General features: G+C 62.6%; 12 protein-coding genes. 7 read left to right on the forward strand and 5 right to left on the reverse strand.

Annotated elements, in window-relative coordinates; translation table 11 throughout:
* Positions 1–269: 269 nt before the first annotated feature.
* The gene (locus VLK31_RS33450) at positions 270–2,078 is read right to left on the reverse strand and encodes a hypothetical protein (protein ID WP_409172795.1); all 1,809 of its coding nucleotides are present in this window, start codon (positions 2,076–2,078) and stop codon (positions 270–272) included.
* Between the two features lie 203 nt (positions 2,079–2,281).
* On the opposite strand from VLK31_RS33450, the gene VLK31_RS33455 reads away from it, so the two are divergent.
* From VLK31_RS33455 to VLK31_RS33465, 3 genes are all read left to right on the forward strand, one after another.
* The gene (locus VLK31_RS33455; protein WP_409172796.1) at positions 2,282–3,574 is read left to right on the forward strand and encodes a glutamate-5-semialdehyde dehydrogenase; all 1,293 of its coding nucleotides are present in this window, start codon (positions 2,282–2,284) and stop codon (positions 3,572–3,574) included.
* A 110-nt stretch (positions 3,575–3,684) separates the two neighbouring features.
* A complete protein-coding gene (gene gshA, locus VLK31_RS33460) occupies positions 3,685–5,013 on the forward strand; it encodes a glutamate--cysteine ligase (protein WP_409172797.1) in 1,329 nt (442 codons plus the stop codon).
* Between the two features lie 192 nt (positions 5,014–5,205).
* Complete coding sequence (locus tag VLK31_RS33465) at positions 5,206–7,074, forward strand: potassium transporter Kup (protein ID WP_409172798.1); 1,869 nt, start codon at positions 5,206–5,208, stop codon at positions 7,072–7,074.
* A 28-nt stretch (positions 7,075–7,102) separates the two neighbouring features.
* Here the strand turns inward: VLK31_RS33465 and VLK31_RS33470 are convergent, their stop codons facing one another.
* From VLK31_RS33470 to VLK31_RS33480, 3 genes are read right to left on the reverse strand one after another with little or no spacing between them, the layout of a single operon-like run.
* Positions 7,103–7,825, reverse strand: a complete 723-nt coding sequence (locus tag VLK31_RS33470; RefSeq protein ID WP_409172847.1) for a GntR family transcriptional regulator — start codon at positions 7,823–7,825, stop codon at positions 7,103–7,105.
* 11 nt (positions 7,826–7,836) lie between these two features.
* The gene (locus VLK31_RS33475; RefSeq protein ID WP_409172799.1) at positions 7,837–8,760 is read right to left on the reverse strand and encodes a polysaccharide deacetylase family protein; all 924 of its coding nucleotides are present in this window, start codon (positions 8,758–8,760) and stop codon (positions 7,837–7,839) included.
* A gap of 10 nt (positions 8,761–8,770) precedes the next feature.
* Entirely contained in the window at positions 8,771–9,211 is a 441-nt protein-coding gene (locus VLK31_RS33480) for a nuclear transport factor 2 family protein (protein ID WP_409172800.1), read from the reverse strand.
* A gap of 426 nt (positions 9,212–9,637) precedes the next feature.
* Here VLK31_RS33480 and VLK31_RS33485 point away from each other — a divergent pair, with 426 nt between their 5' ends.
* The 4 genes from VLK31_RS33485 (at position 9,638) to gshB (ending at position 13,193) form a co-directional block, all read left to right on the forward strand.
* Positions 9,638–10,123 (forward strand): pilin, encoded by a 486-nt coding sequence (locus VLK31_RS33485; protein WP_409172801.1) that lies wholly within the window; start codon positions 9,638–9,640, stop codon positions 10,121–10,123.
* 336 nt (positions 10,124–10,459) lie between these two features.
* Positions 10,460–10,936: a tetratricopeptide repeat protein gene (locus tag VLK31_RS33490; protein WP_409172802.1), complete on the forward strand. Its 477-nt coding sequence runs from the start codon at positions 10,460–10,462 to the stop codon at positions 10,934–10,936.
* Positions 10,915–12,243 carry a benzoate/H(+) symporter BenE family transporter gene (locus tag VLK31_RS33495; protein ID WP_409172803.1) on the forward strand — a complete coding sequence of 443 codons (1,329 nt, stop codon included), beginning with the start codon at positions 10,915–10,917 and terminating at the stop codon, positions 12,241–12,243. Before VLK31_RS33490 ends, VLK31_RS33495 begins: the two co-directional genes overlap by 22 nt.
* Positions 12,243–13,193 carry a glutathione synthase gene (gene gshB / locus VLK31_RS33500; protein ID WP_409172804.1) on the forward strand — a complete coding sequence of 317 codons (951 nt, stop codon included), beginning with the start codon at positions 12,243–12,245 and terminating at the stop codon, positions 13,191–13,193. The genes VLK31_RS33495 and gshB overlap by 1 nt, the downstream gene beginning before the upstream one ends.
* A gap of 54 nt (positions 13,194–13,247) precedes the next feature.
* Here the strand turns inward: gshB and VLK31_RS33505 are convergent, their stop codons facing one another.
* Positions 13,248–15,470, reverse strand: coding sequence for a TonB-dependent receptor (locus VLK31_RS33505; protein WP_409172805.1), 2,223 nt, complete (start codon positions 15,468–15,470; stop codon positions 13,248–13,250).
* Between the last annotated feature and the right edge of the window lie 139 nt (positions 15,471–15,609).

A 15,609-nucleotide genomic window follows, 5' to 3' on the forward strand; every position in this document is an offset into this window, starting at 1 on the left:
CGATAAAACCTCGTCGGAATTTGCAAGGAAACTGCGTTCTACGCCCAAGTACCTTGCAAATTCCGCGCCACGCACGCTCCGAAATCACCAGTGAAATCAAAGAGTTAGAGATTGTTCAGGGCGGACTCGTTATAACAAGGGATAACCAAGGCGATAACGCAGCCTCGATACAAAGAAGTGGTCGATTTAATTGCCATAGATGCCTCTAAATTTGAATCCGATATCGTTTGGTTATTCGATGAAAGCCAGGAATTATTTGGCGCAAAAAATTATCTTTTTGTATTTTTGGCAGGACTTAGCACTCGTGTCAGTGGGAAATCTTTCAATGGAACATTGACAACGTCTTCCTGCGGGGACTTTGGAGTCTCGTCTGTCGTGAGATGGATGTGTGAATAGCGGTTGAAGGTGCTATCGAGTTCTTCTCTGGATAAATGTGGATATAGAGAACGCCACATTTCCAGTGCAGGAACTGGCGTCACATGCACCACAGAGCGATAACCTAAACCGTTGAGAGCGGCGCCAGGGAGTGTCGGATGCTGCGGAACGAGAACGCCAGCTGGTTCTTGAATTTGCGTTGCGAGGCTATTAAGAAATGGTGTCGAGTGTTGCGCGAAAATAGGTTCGCTCGATTGAATGGGGTTGAAGGCGAATAATACAACTGCTCCCGCGCCAGCCGACGCAGCAAGAATTGCGTAATTCTTATTTGCTCGGATAGCGTATGTTACAAGGAGAGAAACGATCAAAAATGGGATTGAAATCAGATCGCCCGATTGGGCTCGAATAAATTCAGTATTAAACGAAAAATTGTTCGACGATAATTTAATCGTAAGCCAGCCACCGAGCGCGACCATCGTGTAAAGCAGCAGGCGATATTTATTAATGAGAATACCGCCGTTTTCGCCCAGCAGCGCAATGCTCAATAAAAGCAACCATCCTGCTGCATATTCCATGCGTTCTGGCAATACGTGGTTCCATAGCAATGGTGATCCTGCCCAAGATGGCAACGGAAGCAGCATCCATGCGTTCATCAAGACGAGACCGGCGAGCAAAATTGAAAAATTCAGTCGCTGTTCTTTTGATGCAATCAGGAGCGTTAGGAGTCGTCGCCAATTGAGCATGCACAGCGTCATCAGCAGGAATGCAGCGCCGACGACGCCTACCTCGCAAATATTTTGATTGGTAAGACTGACGAAAGCATTATCGAACGTTATAAACGGGAAAAACTGTGCCCACCATTCGAGGGAGGGTATGGAGCCACCAGAAAGGATTCGCTGTCCTGGGTAAATGGTATTTGATGTCGCAGTCAGATAATCTTTAAGATATATCCCGGCCGTCGATGCTGCCGCAACGACTGTAGCCAGCAGCGGCAATAATCGTTTTGGTTGCATCCATTCTCTTTGAAACGCCAATATTAGAATACCACCCACAAACGCGAGCGATATTATGATGGGAGGATAAAAATTTGTCAGCAGCCATGAAGTCGACAGCCAATAGAAAAATACGAGTCTGAGGCCCCAGGGAATGCTCAAAAAAAGAGAGCCTATAACCCATGGAAAAAAAGCGAATATCGGCCCTTTTTCGTTCCACCAAAATTGAGTGAATGGCGTAAAATAGAGTCCGATTGATAAAAAGGCCGCAGACAACGCGGGCAGCCCAGTTTTTCTGAATAAGAGCGCATGACCGATAAAAAACATTGCGCCAATTGCAAACCAATGGAACGAAAAAGCGCTCGCTGGTTGTAAAAATGTGTAAGTCCAGAATGTGGGCTTAAAAATTAGCCCCCAGTCAAAGACAGGGAGGCCGTAATTTATTCTTAAATCTTCGTCGTAAAAGGATGTCGCATTATATCTTTCGAAGTTATTTCGGACTGTGGCTTGGGTCAGTGGTGTAACGACTGCCAATTCATCGGAGCGTATAGCCCTCGACGTCCCGTATAATAATCCTGTATTCTGCTCGCCAATCATCTGTAAAATCAATCCATAGGACGATGGAGACCAGTGATTCGAAACGTAGATCCAGCCATTGACCGCTAGAGCAAACGCGAAAGCCGCAAAGATATATATTGATTTGATTCTCATTTATTTGAAAAAATGTTATGAGTTTTGACTGTTGATATTATTTTTAACCTTTAATGCACGGATGGTTAAATCAACAGTGCGAATGATTGTTTTGCGGCGAAATGGTCGGCAAAACACTAGCGTATTTGACCATATTGATTCATCGCGATCGGATATTTTCTTGATCGCATCAATGCAGGATGCATGCAGTGGGACAATGCGTCATGAACGCGTTTAATGTCCACGAACACATGCAAGCCCTCGGCCTGCAGGCAAAAACGGCTGCCGCGCTGATGGCGCGTGCGGAAGCTGCTACCAAAGTAAGAGCACTTAAGGCGCTGGCGCGACGAGTGCGCAACGCGGGCCCGGAATTGGCGGTCGCCAATCTGCGCGACGTCGAGCGCGCCACGGCCGCCGGTCTGTCGGCGCCGATGGTCGATCGTCTGAAGCTCACCCCCAAAGTGCTCGCCACCGTGGCCGAGGGCTGCGACCAGCTCGCCGCCATGCCGGACGTGATCGGCGAAATCATCGGCATGCGCCAGCAGCCCAGCGGCATCCGCGTGGGCCAGATGCGCGTGCCCATCGGCGTGTTCGGCATGATCTACGAGAGCCGGCCCAACGTGACCATCGAGGCCGCGAGCCTGGCCATCAAGAGCGGCAACGCGGCCATCCTGCGCGGCGGCTCCGAAGCCATCGAGTCGAACAAGGCGCTGGCGCTGCTGGTGTCCGAGGCCCTGGCCGAAGCCGGCCTGCCGGTGGACGCGGTGCAGCTGGTGCAGACCACCGACCGTGAGGCCGTGGGCCAGCTCATCGCCATGCCCGAGTTTGTCGACGTGATCATTCCGCGCGGTGGCAAGGGCCTGATCGAGCGCATCAGCCGCGACGCCAAGGTGCCGGTCATCAAGCACCTGGACGGCAACTGCCACGTGTATGTGGACGACACGGCGGAGTTCGACATGGCGCTGCGCATCGTCGACAACGCCAAGACCCAGAAATACAGCCCCTGCAACGCCGCCGAAGGCCTGCTGGTGTCGGCCACGGTGGCCGAAGACTTTTTGCCCCGCATTGCCGCCGTGTTTGCCGCCAAGGGCGTCGAGATGCGCTGCGACCCGGCCGCCGCCGCCATCCTGCGCGCCGACGGTGCCGCCGACCCCAAGGCCCGCGTGCTCGACGCCGTGGAGTCCGACTGGTCCGAGGAATACCTGGCCGCGGTCATCAGCATCAAGGTGGTGGCGGGCGTGGACGAGGCCATTGCGCACATCAACCGCTATTCGAGCCACCACACCGACGCCATCGTCACGCGCGACCATGTGCACGCACAGCGCTTCCTGCGCGAGGTCGATTCGGCCAGCGTGATGGTCAATGCGAGCACCCGCTTCGCCGATGGCTTCGAGTTCGGGCTGGGGGCTGAAATCGGCATCAGCACCGACAAGTTCCACGCCCGCGGCCCGGTGGGCATCGAAGGCCTCACTTCGCTCAAGTACGTGGTGCTTGGGCAGGGCGAGGTTCGGACCTGATGGGCCACGATGCCGCTCTGGCCGTCCGGTCCGTCTTGTCATTGGGGCGGCCATCCCCAAATCCTACAATTCCGCTCCACCTTTAAGCAAAAAACCAACAAGGCCGCCGCATGGTTCCGCATCTCGTCACTGCCCTGACCGGCCCGATCAACGAACTGGAGCAGCGGGTGCTCGACTCGATGCCCGCCATCGAACGCTGGTTCCGGCTCGAATGGATGGAGCACACGCCGCCGTTCTACAGCGCCGTGGACATCCGCAACGCGGGCTTCAAGCTGGCGCCGGTCGACACCAACCTGTTTCCGGGTGGCTGGAACAACCTCACCAAAGAGATGCTCCCGCTGGCCGTGCAGGCCGCCCAGGCCGCCATCGAGAAGATCTGCCCGGAGGCGCGCAACCTGCTCGTCATTCCGGAAAACCACTCGAAAAACACCTTTTACCTGGCCAACGTCGCGCAACTGGTGCGCATCTTCCACATGGCGGGGCTCAACGTGCGCATCGGGTCGATCGACCCGGCCATCAAGTCGCCCAAGAAGATCGAACTGCCCAACGGCGACACCGTGACGCTCGAACCGGTGGTGCGCACCAAGCGCCGCCTGGGGTTGAAGAACTTCGATCCCTGCACAATTCTGCTCAACAACGAGCTTTCCGCAGGAACGCCCGGCATCCTCGAAGACCTGCATGAGCAGTACCTGCTGCCGCCGCTGCACGCGGGCTGGTCGGTGCGCCGCAAGAGCAACCACCTGCACAGCTACGAGGAGCTCTCCAAGCGCTTCGGCAAGCTGCTGGGCATCGACCCTTGGCTCATCAACCCGATCTATGCGCGCGCTGAAGGCGTGGACGTGGCCGAGGGCCGAGGCATCGACGTGCTCACCAGCCACGTGGACGCCGTGCTCACCAAGGTGCGCCGCAAGTACAAGGAATACGGCATCAACGAGAAGCCGTTCGTGGTGGTCAAGGGCGGCCACAGCGGCAGCGGCAGCCCGGGCGTGGTGACGGTGCGCGACGCCAAGGAAGTCGAGGCGCTCATCGGCAAGGCACGCACCAGTGGGGCCAGCGCGCCGTCCATCAAGTCAGCCGCCAGCCGCAACATCGAGCCGCGCGAGCCCACCGAGCTGATCGTGCAGGAAGGCGTGCTCACCAACGAGCGCGTGCACAACGGCGTGGCCGAGCCGGTCGTCTACATGATGGACCGCTACGTGGTGGGCGGCTTCTACCGCGTGCATGCCGAGCAGGCCGCCGACGAAAACCTCAAGCTGCCGGGCGCGAGCTTCGTGCCGCTGGCCTTCTCCGAAAGCGCCCACATGCCGCAGCCCGGCGCCAAGCCCGGTGCCAGCGCGCCCAACCGCTTCTACATGTACGGCGTGGTCGGCCGGCTGGCCATGGTGGCCGCCAGCTACGAAATGGAAGCGACCGACCCGGACGCCGAAATCTACGAATGACCGTGGGGCCGGCTTGCCTCGGCTTGCACCGGGCGCAAGCAACGGCAAAATAGCGGCCCCACAGCACAACGGAAAAAAAAGGGCGGGAGGGGCGATAGGGCGGCAGGCTTGTGAACTAAAGTCCGCCTCCATCGCACCCCGGCGTGTCTGACGCGCCGACATCCGCAGCCTGCCCTTTTCCCCATCGACCTCGTGTCAGCCCCCAAATCTCTCTCAGCCGGCCTGATCGTCGGCGCCATTGGCGTCGTCTACGGCGACATCGGCACCAGCGTGCTGTATGCCGTCAAGGAAGTGTTCGGCCACGGCCATGTGCCGTTCACCGTGGAGAACGTCTACGGCATCCTGTCGATGTTCTTCTGGACGCTCACCGTCATCGTGTCCATCAAGTACGTGGTGCTGGTGCTGCGCGCCGACAACGAAGGCGAGGGCGGCCTGGTCGCCATGCTGGCGCTGGCCTCTCGCGCGGTGGCCGACAAGCCCAGGCTGCGCAGCGTGCTGCTGGTGATCGGCATCTTCGGCACTTCGTTGTTCTATGGCGACGGCGTCATCACGCCGGCCATTTCGGTGCTGTCGGCGGTGGAGGGCCTGGAGGTGGTGTCGCCGCACTTCTCGCACTATGTGATTCCGATCACCCTGGTGGTGCTGTTCTGCCTTTTCGCGGTGCAAAAGCGCGGCACCGCGGGCATCGGCAAGTTCTTCGGGCCGGTCACGCTGGCGTGGTTCGCGGCCATTGCGGTGCTGGGCGTGTGGCAGATCCTGCATCACCCTGAAATCATCAAGGCGCTGAACCCCTGGTACGCGCTGAAGTTCATCTGGGACAACCCGGGCACCAGCTTCATCCTGCTGGGCGCCATGGTGCTGTGCGTCACCGGCGCCGAGGCGCTGTACGCCGACCTGGGCCACTTCGGCAAGAAGCCGATTCGCATTGCGTGGTTCTCGGTGGTGATGCCGGCGCTCACGCTCAACTACCTGGGCCAGGGCGCGCTGCTGCTGGAGAACCCCGAGGCGGTGAAGAACCCGTTCTTCATGATGGCCCCCGAATGGGCGCTGGTGCCGCTGGTGCTGCTGGCTACGCTGGCCACGGTGATCGCGTCGCAGGCGCTCATTACCGGTGCCTTCAGCGTCACGCGCCAGGTCATTCAGCTGGGTTACCTGCCGCGCCTGAACATCGAGCACACCAGCGTGCGCACGGCCGGGCAAATCTACATACCGCTGGTCAACTGGGGCCTGTTCGTGGCCATCGTGCTGGCGGTGGTGATGTTCCGCTCGTCGAGCAGCCTGGCCGCGGCCTACGGCATTGCCGTGACCACCGACATGCTGATCACCACCGTGCTGACCTTCTTCGTGATCCGCTATGCGTGGAAGCTGCCGCTGGTGCTGTGCATCGGCGCCACGGCGGTGTTCTTCTTTGTCGACTTCATGTTCTTCGCCTCCAACCTGCTCAAGCTGTTCGAGGGCGGCTGGTTCCCGCTGATGATCGGCGGCTTCGTGTTCACGCTGATGATCACGTGGAAGGAAGGCCGCCGCCTGATGGGCGAGGCGCAGCATGCCGACGCGATCGACCTCAAGTCTTTTCTGGGCTCGGTGTTCGTGAGCCCGCCGGTGCGCGTGGAAGGCACGGCGGTGTTTCTCACGGCCGAGCCGGGCACTGTGCCCAATGCGCTGCTGCACAACCTGAAGCACAACAAGGTGCTGCACGAGCAGAACATGTTCGTCACCGTGCGCAACCACGAGGTGCCGTGGATTCCGATGGACAAGCGCATCGAGATCGAGGCGCTGGGCCATCACTGCTGGCAGATCATCGTGCACTACGGTTTCAAGAACGACATCGACCTGCCGCGCGCGTTGGACAACGCGCGCCTGCGCGGCTGCCAGCTGGAGCCGATGACGACCAGCTACTTCTTGTCGCGCGACGTGGTCATTCCCACGCTGGGCAGCGGCATGGCGCCCTGGCGCGAGAAGCTGTTTGCGCAGATGCACCACAACGCCAGCGGCGCAGCGGCCTTCCTGGGGCTGCCGAACAACGCGGTGGTGGAGCTGGGGTCGAAGATCGAGATTTGACAGGCCCTGGAGCGCGCGGGGCAGGCTTTCAGCCCAGCCCCAGCATCTGCCCCAGGCTGCGCTGCGAGACCGGCCGGTCCAGCGCGATGTTGCGCTCCAGCACCAGCAGGTGCGCTTCCATCAGGCGCACGGCCGTGTCCGCGTCGCCATGCGCCATGGCATCGACCACCGCCGCATGCTCGCCGTGCTCGCACGCCGCATGGCCGGGCGGCTCGTACAGCGCCACGATCAGCGAGCAGCGCGACATGAGCTCGCTCAGGTAGCGCTCCAATATCGGGTTGCGCGCCAGCCGCGCCACGCGCAAATGAAAAGTGCTGGCCAGCCGCGCCCATTCGGGCTGCGTGCAGCGGTGCAGGGCCGTGTGTTCTTCCTTCAGGTGGCGGCGCAGCTCGGCCAGGTCGGCCTTGGTGGCGTGGCGCACCGCCAAGCGCACCAGCGCGGCTTCCAATGCGCGGCGCGCCTCGAAGATCTGCCGCGTTTCTTCCGGCGACGGCATGGCGACGATGGCGCCGCGGTTGGGCCGCAGCGCCACGATGTGGTCGTGCGCCAGGCGCTGCAGCACCTTGCGCACCAGCGCGCGGCTCACGCCGAACAGCGCGCAAAGCGCGGCCTCGGGCAGCTTGGTGCCGGGCGCCAGGCGCTGGTGGGTCACGCCTTCGAACACAGCGCGGTAGATGCGGGCTTCGATGTCGCCGTCGATACCGCCTTCGATGCCGTCTTCGATCCCGCCTTCGATCCCGCTCTCTTCCACCGCCGCACGCGTCACTCGAACGCCCCTGGGCGCTGCGCCGCCAGCTGCGTCATGTGCGCCGCAATGGCCCCCGGCGTGGTGAACCAGATCTCGCCCCGGTCGCGCGCGCGCGCCAGGTGCGTGAGCGCGGTGCGCAGATGCCGCAGCCGATAGGGCTGGCCCACGATGTACGGATGCAGCGCCAGCCCCATCACAAGCGGCTGCGCGCGCGACTGCGCCAGCATTTCATCGAAGTTGTCGACCACCATCGCGCTGAAGTCCTTCGCGTCCATCAGGCGCCCGACGATCATCGGAATGTCGTTGAGCTCCTGCGGGTACGGCACCGACCACAGCGCGCCGCCGCCGCGCGTGCGCATGCGAACCGGCTGGTCGTCGTGGCACCAGTTCAGCGTGTAGCCGTAGCCGGTTTCGGCCAGCAGGTCGGGCGTGACGGCGCTCTCCGAAATCCAGGGCGACAGCCACCCCGAAGGCGCCTGCCCGCTCTCGCGCACCATGCGCTCGCGGCAGCGCTGCAGCAGCGCGCGCTCGTGGCTTTCGTCGAGCACGCCCTGGCGTTCGGCGTTGCTGTGGCCGTGGCCGATGAGCTCGTCGCCGCGCGCCACCAGCGCCTGCACCAGCTCCGGGCAGTGGTCGTACAGCGCGGTGTTGATCAGCGCGCCGGTCGGCAGCGCGAGCGCGTCGAACAGGTCCAGGCAGCGCCAAGCGCCCACCCGGTTGCCGTACTCGCGCCAGCCGTGGTTGAGCACGTCGGGCTGCGGCGACGCCGGGCCAATGCACGCGCCCAGCCCGTCGCCGAAGGCGAAATGCTCCACATTGAAGCCCAGGTACACGGCCAGCCGCGCGCCGTTGGGCCACACGTAGTCGGGCCGGCGGGTGATGGGGCTGTAGTCGAAGCGGTCGTGCGTGGGAAGCCGGTCGGGCCAGCGCGTGGTCATGCCCGCGGCCTCACAGCACCGCGAGGCCGGCGCGCACCAGCAGCCATTCGGCGCTGTCGTTCCACACGTCCATCTGCACGATCAGGCCGTGGCGCACCACGTAGCGGTCGACGTAGCGGTTGCCTTCGAACGCGGTGCCGTCGGGCCAGGCGCCGTAGAGCGTGCCCAGGCTGTAGACCACGGTGTCTTCGGGCGTGCCGCCGGCCACGGTTTCGGTGCGTTCGATTTTTTTCTTCACCCAGGCATAGCGCTGGGCATTGAAGGCCGACGTGTCGCCCGGCGCGTTCATTGGGCGGTTGCCGGTGAAGCGAATGCGGATGCCCGGCGCGGTGTAGCGCGAGGCCGACTGAGGGTCGGGAATCATCACCAGGCGAAGGAACTCGTCGACCACGCCGGCGGGGGTGAGGGTGGGGGCGGGGGCGGGGGTGTCTTGCGAAGCGGGTGGGGTCATTTGCGGGGTCCGGTCGGGTGGGAGCCAGGGCGGTGCATGGCAGGTGCTGCGACGGCATCGGTGCAATTCCTGTGCCCGGATTGTCGGCATTGCAATGGGGAAATTGTCGACAATTTGAGGCGGCCGGCGATTAACGGGCGCGAGTTATGCGTTCAAGAATTTATTTGGATCGGCTGCGGAAATATGCTGAATTGGCACGGGCCGGTGCGCGCCAGAATTGCCAAGGCATTGCGCCGAGGGTGACAAATTTGTCTGGCGTGCGTCATTTTGGTTATTTGGAACGCACCGTTGTTTTGATTGATTTATTATTTAAAACGATTGTTAAATAATTCTGATATTTGACGGGAGGATTTTTGAAAGGGCATGCAACCTGCAATTAAACAGCCCGCCGACATGGGTTGGCGAGTTTTAACCAGGAATAAATGCATGAAACGTCTCGGAAAATTTACCAATGCTGCTCAGAAGGGTTTCACGCTCATTGAGTTGATGATTGTTGTGGCGATTGTGGGTATCTTGGCTGCTATTGCGATGCCGGCTTATCAGAATTACACGGGAAAGGCGCAAGTCAGCGAAGGTGTTGTGATTGCAGAAGGCATCAAAAGGGATGTGGAGTTGGCTTTTACGATGGATGGTATTTGCCCTGACAACTCAAAATTGGAAATCGATGGAATGGCAAAAGCTACTGACATTAAAGGAAAATATGTCGATAGCGTCACAGCTGGCTCAACTAAGGGTGCCTGTACCGTTGAAACTAAATTCAAAAAAGCAGGAGTGAGCCCAACGATCTCAGAGGGGACGCTCACGTACACCCTTGTCTCAAATCCTAATTCTTCTGAGTGGACTTGTGAATCCACTCTCAAGGTGTCGGTGAATCCAAAGGGTTGCACCATAAAAACTGCAAAAACGCCTTGATTGTTCTATAAATTTTGGTCGCTGATAATATGGCAAGGGTGGTCGTGCGGGTCTGCAAAAACAGGCCCGTGGTCACAAAATTCACCCCCGCAAATCCGCCTCCAAGCAAATGGCAGAGCAGGATGAAGGATTGCGGGGGTAGTCAAGTCAAGTAATTGAATAAAACCGGTGATCAATTGAATAAAAGATCGACTGAAAATTCCCATGCAGATTTTTGCTCAATCCACTCATTCAATAGATCCCGGGGCATTGAAGCAAGAAATAGCCTTGCCATCCCTCCCGGAAATGGCAAGGCCCCCAGCTGACCAGAAAATCAGCCTCGATGCACTCGTCGTCATGTCCAGGTGGAGCCGAAGGACCTGGTGGCGACGCATTGCCAACGGCCAGGCGCAGCGCGTCGACGACGACCGCCGCGGCCGGGTCATGCTGTCGTGGGACAGCGTGCACAACCCCCCGTGGGACCTCTCGGGCCCGCAGGACGTGCAAATCATGTTGCAGGCAGATGCCGGCGATGTCGTGGCACAGAACGACTTCGGCCAGCACCTGTTTGTGTTGAACCGCCCCGCCGCCGCCCTCTACTGGATCGAGCAGGCGGCCGCCCAGGGATGCGCCGACGCGATGCAGTGGCTCGGCGTGGCGCACGCCACCGGCCAGGGCGTGGCGCGCAACGACTACCTGGCGCTCATGTGGATCGCCAGGGCGGCAGCGCAGGGGCATGTCATCGCCATGGCGCAGGCGGACGGGCTGCTCGGCCCGACACCCGGGCGCACGCCCGGCCCGACAATCCCGGGATGCGTTTCTTCAAGGATCTGAGCCTCTCCGCCTTCACCGCGGGCTTCGTCGCCGTGCTCGTGGGTTTCACCAGTTCGGTGGCCATCGTTTTCCAGGCCGCGCAGGCCTTCGGCGCCACGCCGGAGATGGCCGCCTCCTGGATGTGGGCGCTGGGCATGGGCATGGGGCTGGCCTCCGCGCTGCCCTCGCTGTGGTGGCGCAAGCCCGTGATGATTGCCTGGAGCACGCCCGGCGCGGCCGTGCTGGCGGTGGCCGGCATGGGCTACAGCATGAACGAGGCAGTGGGCGCGTTCATGGTCTGCGCGGTGCTGATCGTGCTGGCGGGCGCCACCGGCTGGTTCGAGCGGGTGATGAACAAGATTCCGATGGCCATCGCCTCCGCGCTGCTCGCGGGGGTGCTGGCGCGCTTCGGCCTGGGCGCGTTCATCGCGGCGCAGACCGCGCTGGCGCTGGTGCTGCTGATGCTCGGCACCTATCTCGTCACCAAAAGGCTGCTGCCGCGCTACGCGGTGCCGCTCACGCTGCTGGTGGCCATCGCGTACGTGGCGGCGCGCGGGCAGCTGGCGTGGTCGGCGGTGCATTTCTCGCTCACCTGGCCGGTGTTCACCATGCCGGCCTTCACCTGGCAGGCGATCGTGAGCCTGGCGCTGCCGCTGTTCGTGGTGACCATGGCCTCGCAGAACCTGCCGGGCGTGGCGGCCATTCGGGCGGCGGGCTATGGCGCGCTGCCGGTCAGCAAGCTCATCACGCTGAGCGGGCTGACCACGCTGGTGCTGGCGCCCTTCGGTGCCTTTGTGCTGAACCTGAGCGCCATCACCGCGGCCATCTGCATGGGCCGCGAGGCGCACGAAGACCCGGCGCGGCGCTACACGGCGGCGGTGTGCTGCGGCGCCCTCTACGTGGTGATCGGGCTGTTCGGCGCGGCCGTCACCGGGCTGCTGACGGCGTTTCCCAAGGAGCTGGTCGCGGCCATTGCCGGGCTGGCGCTGCTGGGCACCATCGGCGGCGGGCTGGCGGCGGCGGTGCGCGACGAGTCGCACCGCGAGGCCGCGCTCATCACCTTCCTGGTGACGCTCTCGGGCGTCACGCTGGCGGGCATCGGCTCGGCCTTCTGGGGCGTGGTGGCCGGGGCGGTGGCGCTGGCGGTGCAGCAGCTTGGCCGCGTGGAAAGACGTGTGGACGGCGTTGCGCAGGGCGGCTCGCCAGCCACGCAAAAGGCCCCTCCCGACAAAGACATCGCGGCTTCCGGCAACATCGCGCCCCGTACCCTTGTGATCCCCGAGACCCCCGTGAGCGCCGAGCCCGGCGCGCCAAGAAAGAACGCCTGATGACCCACATCCTCTTCGTCGCCGATCCGCTGGACCAGTTCAAGATCTACAAGGACACGACCTTCTCGATGATGCGCGAGGCGCAGCGCCGGGGCCACCGCATCGCGGCCTGCCTGCCGCAGGACATTCAGTGGAAATCGGGCGGCCAGGTGACGGCCAACGTGCAGCAGATCACGCTGACCGGGCACGCCAAAGACTGGTACACGGTCGACAGCACCGAGTCGAAGCCGCTGAAGGACTTTCGCGCCGTGCTCATGCGCAAAGACCCGCCCTTCGACGCCGAATACATCTACGCCACCCACCTGCTGCAGCAGGCCGAGCGTGAGGGCGCGCGGGTGGTGAACTCGCCGCGCGCGCTGCGCGACCACCCCGAGAAGCTGGCTATCATGGAGTTTCCGCAGTTCGTCACGCCCACGCTGGTGACGCGCAGCGCGCAGGCCGTGCGCGACTTTCATGCGGAGCACGGCGACATCATCCTCAAGCCGCTCGACGGCATGGGCGGCATGGGCATCTTCCGCGTGAAGCAGGACGCGCTGAACCTCGGCTCCATCGTCGAAACGCTGAACAAGGACGGCGCCGAAACCATCATGGTTCAGCGTTTCGTGCCCGAGGTGGTGCAGGGCGACAAGCGCATCCTGATCATTGCGGGCGAGCCGGCGCCCTTTGTGCTGGCGCGCATTCCGCAGGGCACCGAGGTGCGCGGCAACCTGGCGGCCGGCGGCAAGGGCGTTGCCCAGCCGCTGACCGCGCGCAACCGCGAGATTGCCGAGGCCGTGGGCCGCCAACTGGCGCCGCGCGGGCTGCTGTTGATCGGGCTCGACGTGATCGGCGATTCGGTCACCGAGATCAACGTGACCAGCCCGACCTGCTTTCAGGAGATCACCGAGCAGACGGGGTTCGATGTGCCGAAGATGTTTGTCGATGCGCTGGAGGCGCACTTGGCGACGTAATCTGCAACGCATGCGGCCAGCGCCTGGGCAAGGCCAGGGCCGGCCGCGGCGTGCTCAGAAGTCGATCGTGCCGCTCACCGCGAAGGTGCGCGGTGCGCCCAGCACCAGGTAGTTGGAGCCCTGCGTGCCGCCCACCGAGGCCCAGTACGACTTGTTGAACAGGTTGTCGATGCGCGCGCGCAGCGTGAGCGTGCGGCTGTTGCCCAGGTCGACCAGGTAGCGCGCGCCAATGTCCACGCGCGTCCACGACGGCACCGACTGCGTGTTGGCGGCGTTGGCGTACTGCTTGGAGGTGTAGAGCACGCGCGCATTCACCGACACGTTGCGCAGGCCGGCCACGTCCCATTCGGCGCCCAGGTTGGCCTGCTGCTTGGCGACGCCGATGGCGGTCAGGCCGTCGGTGGCGCCGCCGGCCGTGTTCTGCTGCTTGGCGTCGATCAGCGTCAGGCCGCCGAGCAGGCGCAGGCCCTTGGCGGGCTGGCCGAACACCGAGAACTCCAGGCCCTGGTTGCGTTGCTTGCCGTACAGGCCGTAGGTCTGGCCCGAGTAGTAGTAGGTGGGCTGGTCGGTGGTGAAGAACGCGGCGCTGGCGCCCAGCGTGCCGCCGTCGTACTTGACGCCGATTTCCTTTTGCTTGGCCTGGTACGGCGCGAAGATTTCGCCGGCATTGGTCACCGGGCGGTTGTTCGACGTGGTGCCCGCCACGTTGCCCTTGACCAGGCCTTCGATGTAGTTGGCATAGGCCGACACGGTGGGCGTGATCTTGAACACGACGCCGGCCACCGGCGTGGTCTTGCTCTTGTCGTAGCTGCTGGTCTGCTTGAGCGTGGTGTAGGCGAAGCTGGTCTGCTCGATGGTCTGGCGGCGCGCGCCCAGCGTGACCAGCAGGCGGTCGTCCATGAAGGCCATGGTGTCGGCAATGGCCACGCTGGAGGTGTCGATCTTGTCGGTCAGGCGCGGGTCTGCCAGCGTGTTGCCCACGAAGCCGCCGGGGCCGTTGGCGATCGGGTACGGCGACGCATACGGCGTGTAGATGTTGTTGCGCACGCTGCCCGCCGAGATGGCATAGGCGTTGTCGCGGTCGTTGCTGTACTTGGCCGCCGAGGCCACCAGCGTGTGCTTCACCGGGCCGGTGTTGAAGCTGCCGCGCACGCCGATTTCGGCGGTGCCGATGCGGTCCTTGCGGGTGTTGCTGAAGCGCGTGTTGCTGGTGTCGCCGAACGCGCTGGTGAGCGTGGGGTTGGACAGCACGTTGTCTTCGTCGCTGCGGCGCACGCCGCCGGCGGCCCAGGCCGTGATGTTGTCGGTGATGTCGACCTCGCCGCGGAAGGTGGCGAACTTGTCCTTTTCCTTCGAATAGGTCCAGGGCTGGGCGAAGTTGGTGCGGGCGTCGGGTGCGCGCGGAATGGGCAGCGTGGAGGAGGGCGTGACGCTCGGGCGGCCGTCCTTCAGGTCGAAGTCCTGGTAGCCGAAGTCGGCCGACAGGCGCACGTTGCGGTTGTGCCAGTCCAGGCCCACTGCAAAGGCGCTGAGCTGCTGGCTTTCGTTCTTCACGCCGGTGCCGCCTTCGCGGCGCACCGCGTTCACGCGCACGCCCAGGCTGTCGTCGGGGCCGAAGCGGCGTGCCAGGTCGAGGTTGACGAAGCCCTGGCCGCCGGTTTGCACGCCGAAGCCCACGCGCGTGAGCGGCTCGTTGGGCGCGCGCTTGGGCAGCAGGTTGATGGCACCGCCAATGCCGCTGCCGCCGGGGGCCGCGCCGTTCAGAAAGGTGTTGGCGCCGCGGAACACTTCCACGCGCTCGAAGAATTCAGAGGCGATGTACTGGCGCGGCAGCATGCCGTACAGGCCGTTGTACGAGACGTCGTCCGAGTACACGGGGAAGCCGCGCACCACGTACAGCTCCTGGAAGTTGCCGAAGCCGCGCGCCTGGCGCACCGACGGGTCGTTCAGCAGCACGTCGGCCACGCTCTTGGCCTGCTGGTCCTGAATCAGCTCGTTGGTGTAGTTGGTGCTGGAAAACGGCGTGCTCATCATGTCCTGGTTGCCCAGGATCCCGACCCGCCCGCCGCGCGCCACCTGGCCGCCGGCAAAGGGCTTGGTCAGGCCTTCGGCCGAGGCGTCGGCGCTGGCTTCCACGTTCACTGTGGTCAGCGTGCCGCTCGATGCCGCGCCAGCGGCGGGCTCGGCCGCGGTGCTCTGGGCCAGTGCGGCCACGGCATGGAGTGCGAGCAGCGTTGCGACCACGGTGGGCCGAAGGTAGAAGTTGGGAGCGGGCATGAATAGTCCGAAAAGGATGCAAATGAGAACCGTTATTGTTCCCGTGTTTGCACACGCCTTCCGATACTTTCATGCACTGTTGCTAAAAAGTGTCAGCTAAAAGGCCGCACTTTTTTGTTTGCAATCAGGTTCGCAATCA

Origin of the sequence: Variovorax sp. H27-G14 (assembly GCF_046156345.1) — a bacterium.
Lineage (GTDB): Bacteria > Pseudomonadota > Gammaproteobacteria > Burkholderiales > Burkholderiaceae_C > Variovorax.